General features: G+C 61.8%; 17 protein-coding genes. 8 read left to right on the top strand and 9 right to left on the bottom strand.

Annotated elements, in window-relative coordinates:
- Positions 1 to 36: 36 nt before the first annotated feature.
- The 4 genes from zur to BFP93_RS24790 are packed head-to-tail and all read left to right on the top strand — an operon-like array spanning position 37 to position 2,836.
- Entirely contained in the window at positions 37 to 519 is a 483-nt protein-coding gene (zur, locus tag BFP93_RS24805; protein WP_065895282.1) for a zinc uptake transcriptional repressor Zur, read from the top strand.
- Positions 519 to 1,298 carry a zinc ABC transporter ATP-binding protein ZnuC gene (znuC, locus tag BFP93_RS24800; protein WP_065895281.1) on the top strand — a complete coding sequence of 260 codons (780 nt, stop codon included), beginning with the start codon at positions 519 to 521 and terminating at the stop codon, positions 1,296 to 1,298. Before zur ends, znuC begins: the two co-directional genes overlap by 1 nt.
- Positions 1,291 to 2,079 (top strand): zinc ABC transporter permease subunit ZnuB, encoded by a 789-nt coding sequence (gene znuB, locus BFP93_RS24795; RefSeq protein ID WP_065886772.1) that lies wholly within the window; start codon positions 1,291 to 1,293, stop codon positions 2,077 to 2,079. Before znuC ends, znuB begins: the two co-directional genes overlap by 8 nt.
- Positions 2,080 to 2,116: 37 nt before the next feature.
- Complete coding sequence (locus tag BFP93_RS24790; RefSeq protein ID WP_065895280.1) at positions 2,117 to 2,836, top strand: PA5502 family lipoprotein; 720 nt, start codon at positions 2,117 to 2,119, stop codon at positions 2,834 to 2,836.
- 100 nt (positions 2,837 to 2,936) lie between these two features.
- Here BFP93_RS24790 and katE read toward each other — a convergent pair whose 3' ends face one another.
- Positions 2,937 to 5,078: a catalase HPII gene (katE, locus tag BFP93_RS24785; protein WP_065895279.1), complete on the bottom strand. Its 2,142-nt coding sequence runs from the start codon at positions 5,076 to 5,078 to the stop codon at positions 2,937 to 2,939.
- A gap of 265 nt (positions 5,079 to 5,343) precedes the next feature.
- On the opposite strand from katE, the gene BFP93_RS24780 reads away from it, so the two are divergent.
- From BFP93_RS24780 to BFP93_RS24770, 3 genes are read left to right on the top strand one after another with little or no spacing between them, the layout of a single operon-like run.
- Positions 5,344 to 6,351, top strand: coding sequence for a methionine ABC transporter ATP-binding protein (locus BFP93_RS24780; protein ID WP_065895278.1), 1,008 nt, complete (start codon positions 5,344 to 5,346; stop codon positions 6,349 to 6,351).
- A complete protein-coding gene (locus BFP93_RS24775) occupies positions 6,351 to 7,043 on the top strand; it encodes a methionine ABC transporter permease (protein ID WP_038851116.1) in 693 nt (230 codons plus the stop codon). The genes BFP93_RS24780 and BFP93_RS24775 overlap by 1 nt, the downstream gene beginning before the upstream one ends.
- A gap of 51 nt (positions 7,044 to 7,094) precedes the next feature.
- The gene (locus tag BFP93_RS24770) at positions 7,095 to 7,865 is read left to right on the top strand and encodes a MetQ/NlpA family ABC transporter substrate-binding protein (RefSeq protein ID WP_065895277.1); all 771 of its coding nucleotides are present in this window, start codon (positions 7,095 to 7,097) and stop codon (positions 7,863 to 7,865) included.
- A 195-nt stretch (positions 7,866 to 8,060) separates the two neighbouring features.
- On the opposite strand, the gene BFP93_RS24765 is transcribed toward BFP93_RS24770, so the two are convergent.
- From BFP93_RS24765 to BFP93_RS24745, 5 genes are read right to left on the bottom strand one after another with little or no spacing between them, the layout of a single operon-like run.
- Positions 8,061 to 8,696, bottom strand: coding sequence for an SCO family protein (locus tag BFP93_RS24765; protein ID WP_065895276.1), 636 nt, complete (start codon positions 8,694 to 8,696; stop codon positions 8,061 to 8,063).
- The gene (gene cyoE, locus BFP93_RS24760) at positions 8,693 to 9,592 is read right to left on the bottom strand and encodes a heme o synthase (RefSeq protein WP_065895275.1); all 900 of its coding nucleotides are present in this window, start codon (positions 9,590 to 9,592) and stop codon (positions 8,693 to 8,695) included. Before cyoE ends, BFP93_RS24765 begins: the two co-directional genes overlap by 4 nt.
- The gene (locus BFP93_RS24755; RefSeq protein ID WP_065895274.1) at positions 9,580 to 10,659 is read right to left on the bottom strand and encodes a COX15/CtaA family protein; all 1,080 of its coding nucleotides are present in this window, start codon (positions 10,657 to 10,659) and stop codon (positions 9,580 to 9,582) included. The genes cyoE and BFP93_RS24755 overlap by 13 nt, the downstream gene beginning before the upstream one ends.
- Before the next feature lie 10 nt (positions 10,660 to 10,669).
- Positions 10,670 to 11,254: a hypothetical protein gene (locus BFP93_RS24750; RefSeq protein ID WP_065895306.1), complete on the bottom strand. Its 585-nt coding sequence runs from the start codon at positions 11,252 to 11,254 to the stop codon at positions 10,670 to 10,672.
- Positions 11,220 to 11,984 carry an SURF1 family protein gene (locus BFP93_RS24745; protein WP_065895273.1) on the bottom strand — a complete coding sequence of 255 codons (765 nt, stop codon included), beginning with the start codon at positions 11,982 to 11,984 and terminating at the stop codon, positions 11,220 to 11,222. The genes BFP93_RS24750 and BFP93_RS24745 overlap by 35 nt, the downstream gene beginning before the upstream one ends.
- 31 nt (positions 11,985 to 12,015) lie before the next feature.
- Between BFP93_RS24745 and BFP93_RS24740 the strand changes: the two genes are divergently transcribed.
- Positions 12,016 to 12,219 carry a twin transmembrane helix small protein gene (locus tag BFP93_RS24740; protein WP_057725706.1) on the top strand — a complete coding sequence of 68 codons (204 nt, stop codon included), beginning with the start codon at positions 12,016 to 12,018 and terminating at the stop codon, positions 12,217 to 12,219.
- A gap of 6 nt (positions 12,220 to 12,225) precedes the next feature.
- Here BFP93_RS24740 and BFP93_RS24735 read toward each other — a convergent pair whose 3' ends face one another.
- The 3 genes from BFP93_RS24735 to ctaD form a co-directional block, all read right to left on the bottom strand.
- Positions 12,226 to 13,113, bottom strand: coding sequence for a cytochrome c oxidase subunit 3 (locus tag BFP93_RS24735; protein WP_065895272.1), 888 nt, complete (start codon positions 13,111 to 13,113; stop codon positions 12,226 to 12,228).
- A 35-nt stretch (positions 13,114 to 13,148) separates the two neighbouring features.
- Complete coding sequence (locus BFP93_RS24730; RefSeq protein ID WP_065895271.1) at positions 13,149 to 13,700, bottom strand: cytochrome c oxidase assembly protein; 552 nt, start codon at positions 13,698 to 13,700, stop codon at positions 13,149 to 13,151.
- A 135-nt stretch (positions 13,701 to 13,835) separates the two neighbouring features.
- On the bottom strand, positions 13,836 to 15,422 hold the full coding sequence (gene ctaD, locus BFP93_RS24725; RefSeq protein WP_065895270.1) for a cytochrome c oxidase subunit I: 1,587 nt from the start codon (positions 15,420 to 15,422) through the stop codon (positions 13,836 to 13,838).
- Positions 15,423 to 15,467 lie beyond the last annotated feature (45 nt).

Genomic DNA, 15,467 nt, shown 5'->3' with positions numbered 1-15,467 from the left:
CATAATAACGTCTCTATCAAATATCTGTCGCCGCTCATGCCTATAACACCGCTTGCCAGCCGTCCCCATGACCACTCTCACTGCGTTCACACCGCATTGTCGGAGGCCGACACCCTATGCGCGCAGAAGGGCTTGCGCCTGACCGCGCTGCGTCGACGCGTGCTGGAGCTGGTGTGGCAAAGCCACAAGCCGCTGGGCGCGTACGACATCCTTGGCGTGCTGAGCGAACAGGACGGCCGCCGCGCCGCGCCACCTACGGTTTACCGCGCGCTGGATTTCCTGCTGGAAAACGGTCTGGTGCACCGCATCGCCTCGCTCAACGCATTTGTCGGCTGCAACCACCCGGAGCACGCGCACCAGGGCCAGTTCCTGATTTGCCGCGAGTGCCACGCCGCCATCGAGCTTGAACAGAAAAGCATCAGTGATGCCATCGTCAAAAGCGCCGCCGGAGTCGGCTTCAGCGTCGAAGGGCAAACGGTCGAAGTGGTCGGCCTGTGCTCGGGCTGTCAGGGGGCTTGATGAGCAACCCGTTAATCCGCCTGGAGCAGGTCGGGGTCACGTTCGCCGGGCAACACGTGCTGGACAACATTGCACTGAGCGTGGAGCCGGGGCAGATCGTGACCCTGATCGGCCCCAACGGCGCCGGCAAGACCACCCTGGTGCGCGCCGTGCTCGGCCTGCTCAAACCCGACCGCGGCAGCGTATGGCGCAAGCCCCGGCTGCGCGTGGGCTATATGCCGCAAAAGCTGCACGTGGACCCCACATTGCCGCTGTCGGTATTGCGCTTTCTGCGTCTGGTGCCAGGTGTAGACCGCGCCCGCGCCCAGGCGGCGCTCAAGGAAGTCGGCGCTGAACAGGTGATCGACAGCCCGGTGCAGAGCATCTCCGGCGGTGAAATGCAGCGCGTGCTGCTGGCCCGCGCCCTGCTGCGCGAGCCGGAGCTGCTGGTGCTCGATGAGCCGGTGCAAGGCGTCGACGTCGCCGGCCAGGCCGAGCTGTACAGCCTGATTACCCGTTTGCGCGACCGCCATGGCTGCGGCGTGCTGATGGTCTCCCACGACTTGCACCTGGTGATGAGCACCACCGATCAAGTGGTCTGCCTCAACCGTCACGTGTGCTGCTCCGGCCACCCGGAACAGGTCAGCGGCGACCCGGCGTTTGTCGAGCTGTTCGGCAAGAACGCTCAGAGCCTGGCGATTTATCACCACCATCACGACCACGCCCACGATCTGCATGGCGCCGTTGTCGATGACACTTCTACCCCCCACGTTCATGGAGATAGCTGCAAGCATGGCTGATTTTCTGCTCTACGCCCTGCTGGCAGGCTTGGCTCTGGCGTTGGTGGCGGGCCCGCTGGGCTCGTTCGTGGTCTGGCGGCGCATGGCGTACTTTGGCGACACCTTGTCCCATGCCGCACTGCTTGGCGTGGCCATGGGCTTCCTGCTCGACGTGAGCCCGACCATCGCCGTAACCGTCGGCTGCCTGCTGCTGGCGGTGTTACTGGTGACGCTGCAGCAGCGCCAGCCGCTGGCGTCCGACACGCTGCTGGGCATCCTGGCGCCGAGCACCCTGTCCCTGGGCCTGGTGGTGCTGAGCTTCATGCATGAAGTGCGCATCGACCTGATGGCCTACCTGTTTGGCGATCTGCTGGCGATCAGTCCTACCGACCTGGCTTGGATCCTCGGTGGTAGCGCGGCGGTGCTGGTGCTGCTGGTGAGCCTGTGGCGCCCGCTGCTGGCAATCACCGTGCACGAGGAGCTTGCAACGGTCGAAGGTTTGCCCGTGCCGGCCCTGCGCCTGGCGCTGATGCTGTTGATCGCGGTGGTGATCGCTGTCGCGATGAAGATTGTCGGCGTATTGTTGATCACCTCGCTGCTGATCATTCCAGCCGCCGCCGCTCAGCGCCATGCCCGTTCGCCGGAGCAAATGGCCATCGGCGCCAGTCTGCTGGGCATGCTGGCAGTGTGTGGGGGCCTGGCCTTGTCATGGTTCAAAGACACGCCGGCCGGGCCGTCGATTGTGGTGTCGGCGGCCGCCCTGTTTCTGCTGAGTTTTGTCCTGCCCCGTCGAGGGGTGTAGACTTGCTCGCTTTTTGCGCAAATAGAGAGTCGCAGGAATGAAGCCGTTCACTTTCCGTTATCTGCTCCTTGCCGCATTTTCCCTGCTGCTGGGCGCCTGTCAAAGCACACCGCCCGCCGCCCCCGAAGCGCCGGACCCGCGCGCTGCGGCCATCGCGCAGCTGGAGCAAAACCTGGCCAGCAGCGAATTGGCCACGGCCGAAGACCAGCTCGCCACCTTGCAGGCCCAATCGCCCAATGACCCGGCGCTCGAGGCTTACCAGCGCCAGCTGGCCGAAGCCTACTTGCAGCGCAGCCAGATCGTGCTGCAAAAGGGTGACGTCAACGCCGCCGCCACGGCGCTAAGCCGTGCCCGCGCGCTGATGCCCAAGGCCCCGGCCCTGACCGGCGGCGTCAACAGCGCCATCAGTCATGCGCGCAAAGCCGAGCTGGATCAGGCCGAGGCCGCCCTGAAAGCGGCCGAAGCCAAGCCCGCCGCCAAGGTCATCGACCCGGCGGCGCCGAGCACCACCGTGGCGTTGAATTTGGCGGATGTCGAAGCCATGCGCCATCAGCTGGATGCCATCGCCACCGACGTGGTGAATTACCAGTGCGACGTCAGCATCCAGGTGCCACGCACCGAGGATTACCCGTGGCTGGCCACATTGCTGACCAAACGGGTGAAGCGAATTGATTCGGGGTATGACCTGAAGATTCACCGGCAGATTCTGAAGCACATTCCGGCGCAGGTTGTGCTGATTCCGCGTAAAGCGGACTAAAAGCATCGGGGGCAAGCCCCCTCCCACATTTGAACTGTGAATACATTCAAGTGTGGGAGGGGGCTTGCCCCCGATGACGATCTAACAAACAACCAACAAATTAAGCCGGAATCGCCTTAGCCTTCGGCTCCCGCTCCCATACCCGGTGCTGAGCAATCGCGGCAAAGAACGCCTTGAACGCCTTGGCATCCGCCCCCACGATCAACCCCGCATCCGCTTCCAGCTTCAACAGGTCGAGCAATGGCTTCACGTCGCTGGCGACCGCAATGGCCTTCAGGTGCTTGTACGCTTCCAGCACGTAATGCAATGCCACGCCGTCGCCGCTCAGGGCCTTGACCGACTCCTTGCCGCCCGGGATAAACACCGCGTCGAACGCAATGGACGGCATGCCTTCCATCGACGCATCCACCGGCAGCGACTTGCCATCGGCCGTGGTCACAGGCGCCGACGTCGGCCCGAGCAACTTGGCATGCGCACCTTCAGCCTCCAGGGCTGCCTTGAGTGCAGCAATCGCCGCACCGTCCACACCGTTCGCCGCCAGAATTGCCACTTTGCGCGTCTTGATATCGCCCGACAGCAAGTTCACCTGGCTCAAGGCCGGCGATTCCTTCAACGAGGTCTCACGCACAGGCACCGTGCCTTTGGTCGGCGCCGGCAAGCCCAGGTTCTGCGCAACGCGCTTGGCCAGTTCCAGGTCGATGTTGGCCAGAATATCATTCACCTGGCGGGCACGAATATGCTCGCGCTCGACCTTGCCCAACTCGAAGCTGTAGGCGGCGATGATGTGCTCTTTCTCGTGATGGCTCATGCTGTTGAAGAACAGCGTGGCCTGGGAGAAGTGGTCGCCGAACGATTCGCTGCGCTCGCGCACTTTGTTGGCATCCACGCGCTCGTAGTAAGTCTCGAAGCCACCATCCGTAGGACCGGCAGGTGTTTCCTTCGGCCAGCCGCCATCGATGGAGTTGGGCTCATAAGCCGCACGCCCTTTATCGATCACGGTGCGATGCTGAGCGTCGCGCTGGCCGTTATGGAACGGCGCCACTGGGCGGTTGATCGGGATCTCATGGAAATTCGGGCCGCCGAGACGGCTGATCTGGGTGTCCGTGTAGGAAAACAGACGACCTTGCAGCAGTGGGTCGTTGGTGAAGTCGATACCCGGCACGATATGGCCCGGGCAGAACGCAACCTGCTCGACCTCGGCAAAGAAGTTGTCCGGGTTTCGGTTGAGCACCATCTTGCCCAGCGGAGTGATCGGTACCAGTTCCTCGGGGATGATCTTGGTCGGGTCGAGCAGGTCGAAGTCGAACTTATGCTCGTCTTCTTCTGCAACGATCTGAACACCCAGCTCCCACTCAGGGTAATCGCCGCTTTCGATCGACTCCCACAGGTCGCGACGGTGGTAGTCGGTGTCTTTACCGGCCAGCTTTTGCGCTTCGTCCCATACCAGCGAGCAGGTGCCGACTGTCGGCCGCCAGTGAAACTTCACAAAGCTCGATTTGCCTTCGGTGTTGATCAAACGGAAGGTATGTACACCGAAGCCCTGCATGGCACGCAGGCTTTTTGGAATGGCGCGGTCAGACATTGCCCACACCACCATATGCGCCGATTCCGGCACCAGCGAGACAAAATCCCAGAATGTGTCGTGCGCCGACCCGCCGGTAGGAATCTCGTTGTGCGGTTCGGGCTTAACGGCATGCACGAAATCGGGAAACTTGATCGCGTCCTGAATGAAGAACACCGGCATGTTGTTGCCCACCAGATCGAAGTTGCCTTCGTCGGTGAAAAACTTCACGGCGAAACCACGCACGTCACGCACGGTGTCACCGGAACCGCGCGGGCCCTGCACTGTGGAAAAACGCGCGAACACCGGCGTTTTATGCTCTGGAGTCCGCAGGAAACCGGCCTTGGTCAGCGCCGAATGGTCGCCGTAGCTCTGGAAATAGCCATGGGCGCCAGTACCCCGGGCATGCACGATGCGCTCCGGAATACGCTCATGGTCAAAGTGCGTGATCTTTTCACGCATGATGAAGTCTTCCAGCAGCGACGGGCCACGCGCGCCGACCTTCAGGGTGTTCTGGTTGTCGGAGATCTTCACGCCCTGGTTGGTGCGCAGGGCCTGACCGGTCGCATCGGAACGGAATTCTTCCAGCGCCTGCAGTTTGGCGTTGGTATTGCCTCGGTCCAGGGTATCAGTGCCCGCGAGTTCACTCTTCGGCGGGGTGGCTGGCTTCTTGGTACTCATCAGTCAAAACTCCTTAGTCAAAGTGGCCAGAGCGGTCCCCGGCTCATTTGAGCGAAACCCCGGACACGGCACCCGGGAGATCGAATTGCTTAAGTAGTGACTGACAGGGTTTTGAGCCGTTCCTTTTTTATGACCTTTGGTCTCGTTATTGCCAAATCGCTGGATGGATGCGAAATAAATGCTAAGAAACGCTATACGGACAGGCTAAAATGCGCGCCCGGCTAACCGCTGATCCCTTTTCCATGCGCCCCACAAGGTTCGCTACGTGATCGAGTTTCAAAACGTCCATAAAACCTACCGCGTCGCCGGTAAGGATATTCCCGCCCTGCACCCCACCAGCCTGCGCGTCGAAAACGGCCAGGTGTTTGGCCTGATTGGCCACTCGGGTGCGGGAAAAAGTACCCTGCTGCGCCTGATTAACCGCCTCGAAGAACCCAGTGGCGGGAAGATCACGGTTGATGGTGAAGAAGTCACCGCGCTGGATGCCAACGGCCTGCGCCGTTTTCGCCAGCAGGTCGGGATGATCTTCCAGCACTTCAACCTGCTGGCGTCCAAGACCGTTGCAGACAATGTGGCGCTGCCGCTGACATTGGCCGGCGAATTGTCGCGCAAGGACATCGACCTGCGCGTGGCTGAACTGCTCGCCCGCGTCGGCCTGTCGGACCACGCCAGGAAGTACCCGGCGCAATTGTCCGGCGGTCAGAAACAGCGCGTCGGCATCGCTCGCGCCCTGGCCACCAAACCCAAGATCCTGCTGTGCGACGAGGCCACCAGCGCCCTCGACCCGCAGACCACCGCCTCGGTCCTGCAACTGTTGGCCGAGATCAACCGCGAACTCAAGCTGACCATCGTGTTGATCACCCATGAAATGGACGTGATTCGCCGCGTCTGCGACCAGGTCGCCGTGATGGACGCCGGCGTGATCGTCGAGCAAGGCTCGGTGGCCGACGTGTTCCTGCATCCAGAGCATCCGACCACCAAGCGCTTCGTCCAGGAAGCTGAACAGGTCGACGAAGGCGAGCAACGCGACGACTTCGCCCACGTGCCGGGCCGTATCGTACGCCTGACCTTCCAGGGGGACGCGACCTACGCGCCATTGCTGGGTACCGTCGCCCGAGAAACAGGGGTGGACTACAGCATCCTCGCCGGTCGTATCGACCGCATCAAAGACATTCCCTACGGGCAATTGACCCTCGCCGTCACCGGCGGTGACATGGACGCCGCGTTTGCGCGCTTCACCGCCGCCGACGTTCATATGGAGGTGCTGCGCTAATGGACCTGTTCCTGAATTTCTTCGCCGACATCGATTGGTCAGAAATCTGGCTCGCCACCGGCGACACCATGACCATGCTGTTCGGTTCGCTGTTCTTCACGGTCGTGCTGGGCCTGCCCATAGGTGTGCTGTTGTTCTTGACCAGCCCACGTCAGCTGTTCGAGCAGAAAGGCTTGTACGCCTTTCTGTCGCTGATTGTAAACATCCTGCGTTCGCTGCCGTTCATCATCCTGCTGATCGTGATGATTCCATTAACCAAACTGATCACTGGCATATACATGGACGAGCCCACCTCGCTGGGCGTTGCGGGCGCGATTCCGCCGCTGGTTATAGGCGCCACACCGTTCTTTGCACGCCTGGTAGAAACCGCCCTGCGTGAAGTGGACCGTGGCATCATCGAGGCCACGCAGTCGATGGGGGCCAGCACGCGCCAGATCATCACCAACGCCTTGCTGCCCGAAGCACGCCCCGGCATTTTTGCGGCAATTACCGTAACGGCGATTACACTGGTTTCCTACACAGCGATGGCCGGCGTGGTCGGTGCCGGTGGCCTGGGCGACCTGGCGATCCGTTTCGGTTACCAGCGTTTCCAAGACAATGTAATGGTAGTCACCGTGGTGATGCTGGTGATCCTGGTGCAAATTCTGCAAACCGTCGGCGACAAGCTGGTGGTGCACTTTTCTCGAAAATAACGGCCATGGCCGGCCTTGTGCCGGCAGATGCCCGAACAAGGAGCTTGCTGGATGAAAAAACTACTGGTTGCTTTCGCCGCCGTTGCCGCGTTTTCCGCCCATGCCGAGACCCTCAAGGTCGCTGCTTCGCCGGTGCCGCACGCGGAAATCCTCGAATTCGTTAAACCTGCGCTGGCCAAAGAAGGCGTAGACCTGCAGGTCAAAGTCTTCACCGATTATGTGCAGCCGAACGTACAGGTGGCTGAAAAGCGCCTGGACGCCAACTTCTTCCAGCACCAGCCGTACCTGGATGAATTCAACAAGGCCAAGGGCACTCACCTGGTGAGCGTCGGCGGCGTGCACCTGGAACCGCTGGGCGCGTACTCGAGCAAATACAAGAAGCTCGCCGACCTGCCTGACGGCGCCAACGTGGTGATCCCGAACGACGCCACCAACGGCGGCCGTGCCCTGTTGCTGTTGGCCAACAACGGCCTGATTACCCTGAAGGACCCGACCAACATCCTGTCGACCATCAAGGACATCACCGGTAACACCAAGAACCTGAAATTCCGCGAACTGGAAGCCGCCACCCTGCCGCGCGTACTGACCCAGGTCGACCTGGCGCTGATCAACACCAACTACGCGCTGGAAGCCAAGCTGGACCCGTCCAAGGACGCCCTGGTGATCGAAGGCAGCGACTCGCCTTACGTCAACATCCTGGTGACCCGCGAAGACAACAAGGATTCGGACGCCGTGAAGAAGCTGGTTGCAGCCCTGCACACGCCTGAAGTGAAGCAATTTATCGAAGAGAAGTACAAAGGCGCGATCAAGCCGGCGTTCTGATTCAAAGCGGACGCAGAGCGTCCAGGGCGGCATTCCCACGCAGAGCGTGGGAACGATCAACGATCTCCAACACACTGGAGATCAAAATGTGGGAGGGGGCTTGCCCCCGATAGCGGCGGGTCAGTCAACATCTTCATCGACTGACACCCTGCTATCGGGGGCAAGCCCCCTCCCACATTTGTTTTTTGGCGTGAGCTATTTACGCTGCAGCAACCCCGGCAACTGCGCCACCAGCTTCTGGTTGTTCAACGGCGCACGGATGAACCCGCGCTGGGTGCCATCCGGGCCGATCAGCGCCAGGTTGCCGCTGTGGTCGACGGTGTAGTTCGGCTTGCTGGTGTCCGCAGGAATGAAGGGAATGCTCACGGCATTCGAGACCTTCTGCACCTCCTGCACATTGGTGCCGGTCAACCCCTGGAATTGCGGGTCGAAGTAGCCCAGGTACTGCTTGAGCTGGGTTGGGGTGTCGCGGTTCGGGTCGACGCTGACCAGGATCACTTCCAGCTTGTCCACCGCCTCTTTGGGCAGTTCGCTCTTGATCTGGCGCAGTTGGGCGAGGGTGGTGGGGCAGATGTCCGGGCAGAAGGTGTAGCCGAAGAACAGCAGGCTCCACTTGCCTTTGAGCTCATTGACCAGCACCGGCTGGCCGTCCTGGTCGGTCATGCTCACCGCAGGCAGCTGGCGGCTTTGCGGCAGCAGGATGATGCCGGCGTCGATCAGCGCGGTCGGGTCGCCCTGGCCTTTGCCCGAGAGCACCTTGTTGACGGTCAGGCCCATGATCAATGCCACCAGGGCCACCAGAATGAAGACAGTTTTTTGAGTTCGAGTCATAGGTTCAACAGTAGGTAGTGGTCTACGAGCAGGGCGATAAACAGCACCAGCAGGTACCAGATAGAGTACTTGAAGGTGTTGACCGCCGCGTGCGGCTGGCTGCCACGGTACAGCACCCAGGCCCATTGCAGAAAGCGCCCGCCCAATACCGTCGCACAGGCCAGGTACAACAGCCCGCTCATATGGATCACATAGGGCATCAGGCTCACCGCCAGCAGGGCGAAGGTGTAGAGCAGGATATGCACTTTGGTGTAATGCTCGCCGTGGGTGACCGGTAGCATCGGGATGTCGGCCTTGGCGTACTCCTCCTTGCGATGGATGGCCAGCGCCCAGAAGTGCGGCGGCGTCCAGGCGAAGATGATCAGCACCAGCAGCAACGGCTCGGCGCTGACATGCCCGGTCACGGCGACCCAGCCCAACAACGGCGGCGCGGCACCGGCCAGGCCACCGATGACAATATTCTGCGGCGTTGCGCGCTTGAGGAACCCGGTATAGATCACCGCGTAGCCCAGCAACGAAGCCAGGGTCAGCCAGGCCGCCAGGGGGTTGGTGAACGCCAGTAACAGCGCCAGGCCCGTCACCGCCAGCACCAACGCAAAGACCAGCGCCGCAACGGCTGAGACCCGCCCCTCGGCCAGTGGTCGTTTGTGAGTGCGCGCCATCAGCGCATCAATGCGCCGATCCACCACATGGTTGACCGCCGCCGCTGCGCCCGCACACAGGGCAATGCCCAGGTTGCCGAACACCAGCACCGTCCACGGCACCCCGGCGCGGGTGGCGAGGAACATGCCCACCAGCGAGGTGATCAGCATCAGCACCACCACTTTCGGCTTGGTCAGCTCCAGATAGTCACGCCAGACCGCCTGGCCGTGACGCGCGCCGGTCAGGGACGCCATGGCAACTCTCCTTTAAGGGTTATCAGGCCCGATGCCGGTTTTCGCGCAATGAACCGCCAGGTGATTGGGTGTGGGTAGCGCACCCGAACCAGGCTGGTGCGCGCGTGATAATTGACCAGCACCAGGGTCAGCAAGAGCGCTGCGCCCCCGGCGTTGTGCGCCACCGCCACCGGCAGCGGCAAGCCGAACGCCACATTGCTCAGGCCCAGGCTGATTTGCGCCGCCAGGGCGATCAACAGCAAGCCCGCCAGGCGCGTCATGCCCACCGCGCGCAACTGCCAGGCCAGGCCCAGCAGCACCAGCGTGACCAGCACCGCACCCACGCGATGGGTAAGATGAATGGCCGTGCGCGCATCGCTGTCCAACTGACCGCCCAGGTAATTGGGGCCGATATGCTGGGTCAGGTGAAAGCCATTGGCAAAGTCCGCCGCCGGCCACCATTGACCGTGACACGTCGGCAAATCGACACAGGCCACCGCCGCATAGTTGGCGCTGACCCAACCGCCCAAGGCAATCTGCCCGATCACCAGCACCAGCCCCGCCGTTGCCCAATATTGCAGGCGCCTGGGTACGATCAAAGCCGGCAGCACGCCGGACAGACGCAGGCTCAACAGGAACAGCAGGCTCAAGGTGGCAAAGCCGCCCAGCAAGTGGCCCGTCACCACCTGCGGCCACAGCTTCAGCGTCACCGTCCACATGCCAAACGCCGCCTGGGCGCACACCACTATCAATACGAACAGCGGCAATTTCACCGGCTGGCCCGGGTCACGCCGGTGGCTCCAGGCCCGCGCCGCCAACAGCGCGATGAGGATGGCGAGGGTGCCGGCAAAGTAGCGATGGGTCATCTCGGCCCAGCCCTTGTCGGCCTCCACTGGCGTATCAGGAAAGTGCAGTTCGGCATGGGCCAGCTGGGCTGCGCTTTGCGGCACGCCGATAAAGCCATAGCACCCCGGCCAGTCCGGGCAACCCAGGCCGGCATGGGTCAGGCGGGTATAGGCACCGAGCAACACGACAATCAGCGCGAGCAGGGTGGCAAACAGCGCGAGGCGAAATCCAGGCTTGGCCATGACGATGCCCTTATCCGATGTTCGACAGTTTCAGCAGCAGGCGCAGGTCGTTGAGCAAGTCCTTGCCGTTGACCTTGGCGTCGTAGCGCAGCACCAGGTTGCCGTGGGGGTCGACGATCCACAGTTGCGCATCGCCAGGCGCGGCGGCGTTGCGGTTGAAGGTCGACAGGTCCAGTGAATAGCGCTGCAATTGCGGGTATTCGGCCTTGAGCCGGGTGTCGTAGTCGGTGCCGACCGGCTGCGCACTGGCCAGCGCGTGGCTGGCGCGGGACGCATCGCGACCCAGGCCGATCTGCAGCTGGCGCGCCAGGTACACGAGTTGCTGGCACTCGGCGGCGCAGCTGGCGGGCGCGGTGACCAGCAACTGCCAGCGATCCTCAGCGGCCTGCACGCCTATGTCTGCGCGGGTCTGACCGTTACCGATCAGTTCACCGTGATAACTGCGGCTTTCCGGCACCCAGAATTGCAGTTTGTACATAAAGGTCGCCAGCACCATCGGCCCCACCACCATCAGCAGGATCAGGATCAACTGCCAGCGGCCCTTACGCCGGTCCGGCGCTTCAGACACGTTGAGTGGATTCATGACGGCTCCCATGGTGCTTCTCCTTTGCGTTGTGCCATCCGAGGTAGAGGTAAAGCGCCAGCAGCGCCAGTGACATGGCAAACCACTGCACCGCATACCCCAGGTGTTTTTCCGGCCCCATGGCGACCACAGGCCAGTGGGTGTCGTACGTACCGGGGCCGGCTTCGGCGCGCAGTTCAAAGGCGAACCCATTGCGGCCCAACTCGGCCCACAGGGCGACGGGATGCAACGCGGTCAGCAGGCGCGGCCATTGCACCGTCGCGGGATCAACCTGCAACTGGAAGGTTTCGCCGGGAGCGACGTACACCCAGGCGACCAGATTCACCGGTTGACCCGGCGTGGCGAACGCCGGTGGCGTACGGCGATCCGGCCAGGGCAGCCAGCCGCGATTGAGCAGTACCCAAAGGCCGCTGGCCTGATCATGAAAGGGTTGCAGCAACTCGACACCGGCCTTGCCGTCGCGCATACGGTTGTCGAGCAACACACTGTGGTCGGCATCGAAGCTGCCACGCAGATGCACCCGGCGAAAGGCTGGATCGGCGCTCGTCTCAAGCTGCTCGCTGCCAATAGGCTCGGCGGCACGCCGCTCGGCGTAGGTGTCGACCAGCTGCTGTTTTTCCTGACCGCGCGACAGCTGCCAGAACCCCAGGCCAATCATCAACGGCAGCAGCATCAGCACCACCAACGTCGGTGCGATGCCGGGCCTGAAGCACTGCCGGGCACTGGCTATACTGGATTTCATTGCCCCTCCCCGTATGGCCCGGAGCCAGACCATGCTCAAAGCACTGATTGCCCTGATGCTGATCGCGACCGTTGCGAGCCTGTTCAGTGGCTTGTTCTTCCTGGTCAAGGACGAGGGTCGTTCCAACCGCCTCGTCACTGCCCTGACCGTACGTGTGGTGTTGGCCGCAATCACCGTGGGGCTGATCGCCTGGGGCTTTTTCAGCGGCCAGTTGGTCTCGCATGCGCCGTGGTAGAACGGCTCACAGCACATACACAAAGAAAAACAGCCCAATCCACACCACATCCACGAAGTGCCAATACCAACTGGCCGCTTCGAAACCGAACTGGTGCTCGGCATTGAAATGCCCCTTCAGGACGCGCATCAGCATCACAAACAGAATGATCGTGCCGATGGTCACGTGGGCGCCGTGAAACCCGGTGAGCATGAAGAAAGTCGCGCCGTACACGCCCGAACCCAGCGTCAGGCCCAGCTCTTTATAGGCGTGGATGTACTCCTCGGCCTGGAACCCGAGAAACGCCAGGCCCAGCAAAACGGTCAGCGCCAGCCAGAGCTTCAGCGCACCGCGATGCCCTTTGCGCAGGGCATGGTGGGCAATGGTGATGGTCACGCTGGAGCTGACCAGCAGGATGGTGTTGACCAGCGGCAGGCCCCACGGGCTGATGGTGCCTTTGGGCGCCGGGTACAGGTTGGGGTCCGGGTTGTTCAGCAAAGGCCAGGCAAACTCGAAATTGGGCCACAACATATGCGCGATGCCCTTGGGCCCCTCGCCCGCCAACCATGGCCCCGACCAGGTGCGCACGTAAAACAGCGCGCCGAAGAACGCGATGAAGAACATCACTTCGGAAAAGATGAACCAGCTCATGCCCCAGCGAAACGAACGGTCCATTTGCGCACTGTACAAACCGGCGCGGCTCTCCTTGATCACTGCGCCGAACCAGCCGAACAGCATGTAGGCCAGCAACAGGCCGCCAACGAAAAAGATCCACGGGCCGTGGGATTCCGCGCGCAAGGCCTTGAGGTCGTTGAACCACACGGCCAGTCCATACACGGTCACCAACAGGCCAATCGTGGCAATTATCGGCCATTTGCTTTGCGCCGGTACGTAGTACGTATCATGAGTCGACATGTATTCGCTCTCCTGATTGAGCGGGCAAACAGTAGCTAGCCGCCGCTGCGGGCCGCTCCGGGCGGCTGGCGCGCGGTGATATCGAACAGCGTGTACGCCAGGGTCAAATGCTTCACATCCTTGGGCATCGCGCGATCGACGATAAAGCGCACCGGCATCTCGATACGTTCGCCCGGCTGCAGCACTTGCTGGGTGAAGCAAAAGCACTCGGTCTTGTGGAAGTACATCGCCGCTTCGGCCGGGGAAATACTGGGCACTGCCTGGGCGGTCATCGGTTTGTCGGTGGGGTTGTAGGCCACAAACAGCATCTCGGTCACCGCGCCCGGATTGACCACGACTTCGTCGGCCTTGGCATGGAAATCCCAGACCATATCGATGGCGTTGGTGGACAAAAACTGCACCCGCACCTGACGCGACGGGTCGACGACCTGCTCGCCTTCGTATTGCCCGCCAGTCTTGCCATTGATGCCGAACGCCTTGCACATCACGTCGTAAATCGGCACCAGGGCAAAGCCGAAGGCAAACATGGCCAGCACCAGGATCAGCAGGCGTGTGACCAGGCGTTTGAGCGGCACGGAGTCAGCCATGACACCCACCCAAAGCGAACACAATCAATGTGGGAGAGGGCTTGCCCCCGATGGCGGTGTACCAGTCGAGACTAACACTGGCTGTGACATAGCTATCAGGGGCAAACTCCCTCCCACAGGGGATCACGAGCGTACTCATTTGACCTCCGGCGGCGTGGTGAAGGTGTGGTACGGCGCGGGCGAGGGCACGCTCCATTCCAACCCTTCGGCGCCATCCCACGGCTTGGCCGGTGCGGGCGGGCCGCCGCGGATGCACTTGATCACGATGAACAGGAAGAAAATCTGCGTGGCGCCGAACATGAAGGCGCCAATCGAGGACACCATGTTGAAGTCGGCGAACTGCAGGTTGTAGTCCGGCACCCGGCGCGGCATCCCGGCCAGGCCCACGAAGTGCATCGGGAAGAACGCCATGTTCATGCCCACGAAGGACAGCCAGAAGTGCAGCTTGCCGAGGGTTTCGTCATACATGTGGCCGGTCCATTTCGGCAGCCAGTAGTACGCCGACGCGAAGATGCCGAAGATCGCGCCGGGTACCAGTACGTAATGGAAATGCGCCACCACAAAGTAGGTGTCGTGGTACTGGAAGTCCGCCGGCGCAATCGCCAGCATCAGCCCGGAAAAGCCGCCGATGGTGAACAGGATCACGAAGGCCACCGCAAACAGCATCGGCGTCTCGAAGGTCAACGAGCCCTGCCACATGGTGCTGACCCAGTTGAACACCTTGACCCCGGTAGGCACCGCAATCAGCAGGGTGGCGTACATGAAGAACAGCTCGCCCACCAACGGAATGCCGACCACGAACATGTGGTGCGCCCACACGATGAACGACAGGAACGCAATGCTGGCCGTGGCGTAGACCATCGAGGTGTAGCCAAACAACGGCTTGCGCGAGAAGGTTGGGATGATCGAGCTGACGGCGCCAAAGGCCGGCAGGATCATGATGTACACCTCGGGGTGGCCGAAGAACCAGAACACATGCTGGAACAGCACGGGATCACCACCGCCCGCCGCACTGAAAAAGCTGGTGCCGAAGTGGATGTCCATCAGCATCATGGTCACGCAACCGGCCAGCACGGGCATCACCGCAATCAGCAGGAACGCGGTGATCAGCCAGGTCCACACGAACAGCGGCATTTTCATCAGGGTCATGCCCGGTGCGCGCAAGTTGAGGATGGTTGCGACCACGTTGATCGCGCCCATGATCGAACTGATGCCCATCAGGTGAATGGCGAAGATGAAGAACGTCACGCTTTCCGGCGCATAGGTGGTGGAGAGCGGGGCGTAGAAAGTCCAGCCGAAATTCGGCCCGCCGCCGGGGCTGAACAGGGTCGACACCAGCAGCAGGAACGCCGCCGGCAGCAGCCAGAAGCTGAAGTTGTTCATGCGCGGCAGGGCCATGTCCGGCGCGCCGATCATCAGCGGGATCATCCAGTTGGCCAGGCCGACAAAGGCCGGCATCACCGCGCCAAACACCATGATCAGGCCATGCATGGTGGTCATCTGGTTGAAGAACGCCGGCTCCACGATCTGCAGGCCGGGCTGGAACAGTTCGGCGCGGATCACCATGGCGAACGAACCGCCCAGCAGGAACATGGTGAAGGCGAACCACAGGTACATCGTGCCGATGTCCTTGTGATTAGTGGTCAGCACCCAGCGCATCAACCCTTTGGCGGGGCCGTGGGCGTGGTCGGCGTGACCATGGTCATCGATCACAGTGCTCATGGCCGTTCTCCTGCAAGCGAGTAAGCGGGGCGATTCAGTGCATGT

Source organism: Pseudomonas sp. 44 R 15 (assembly GCF_900004965.1).
GTDB lineage: Bacteria > Pseudomonadota > Gammaproteobacteria > Pseudomonadales > Pseudomonadaceae > Aquipseudomonas > Aquipseudomonas orientalis_A.
This window is presented reverse-complemented; position numbering and strand designations above follow the sequence as displayed.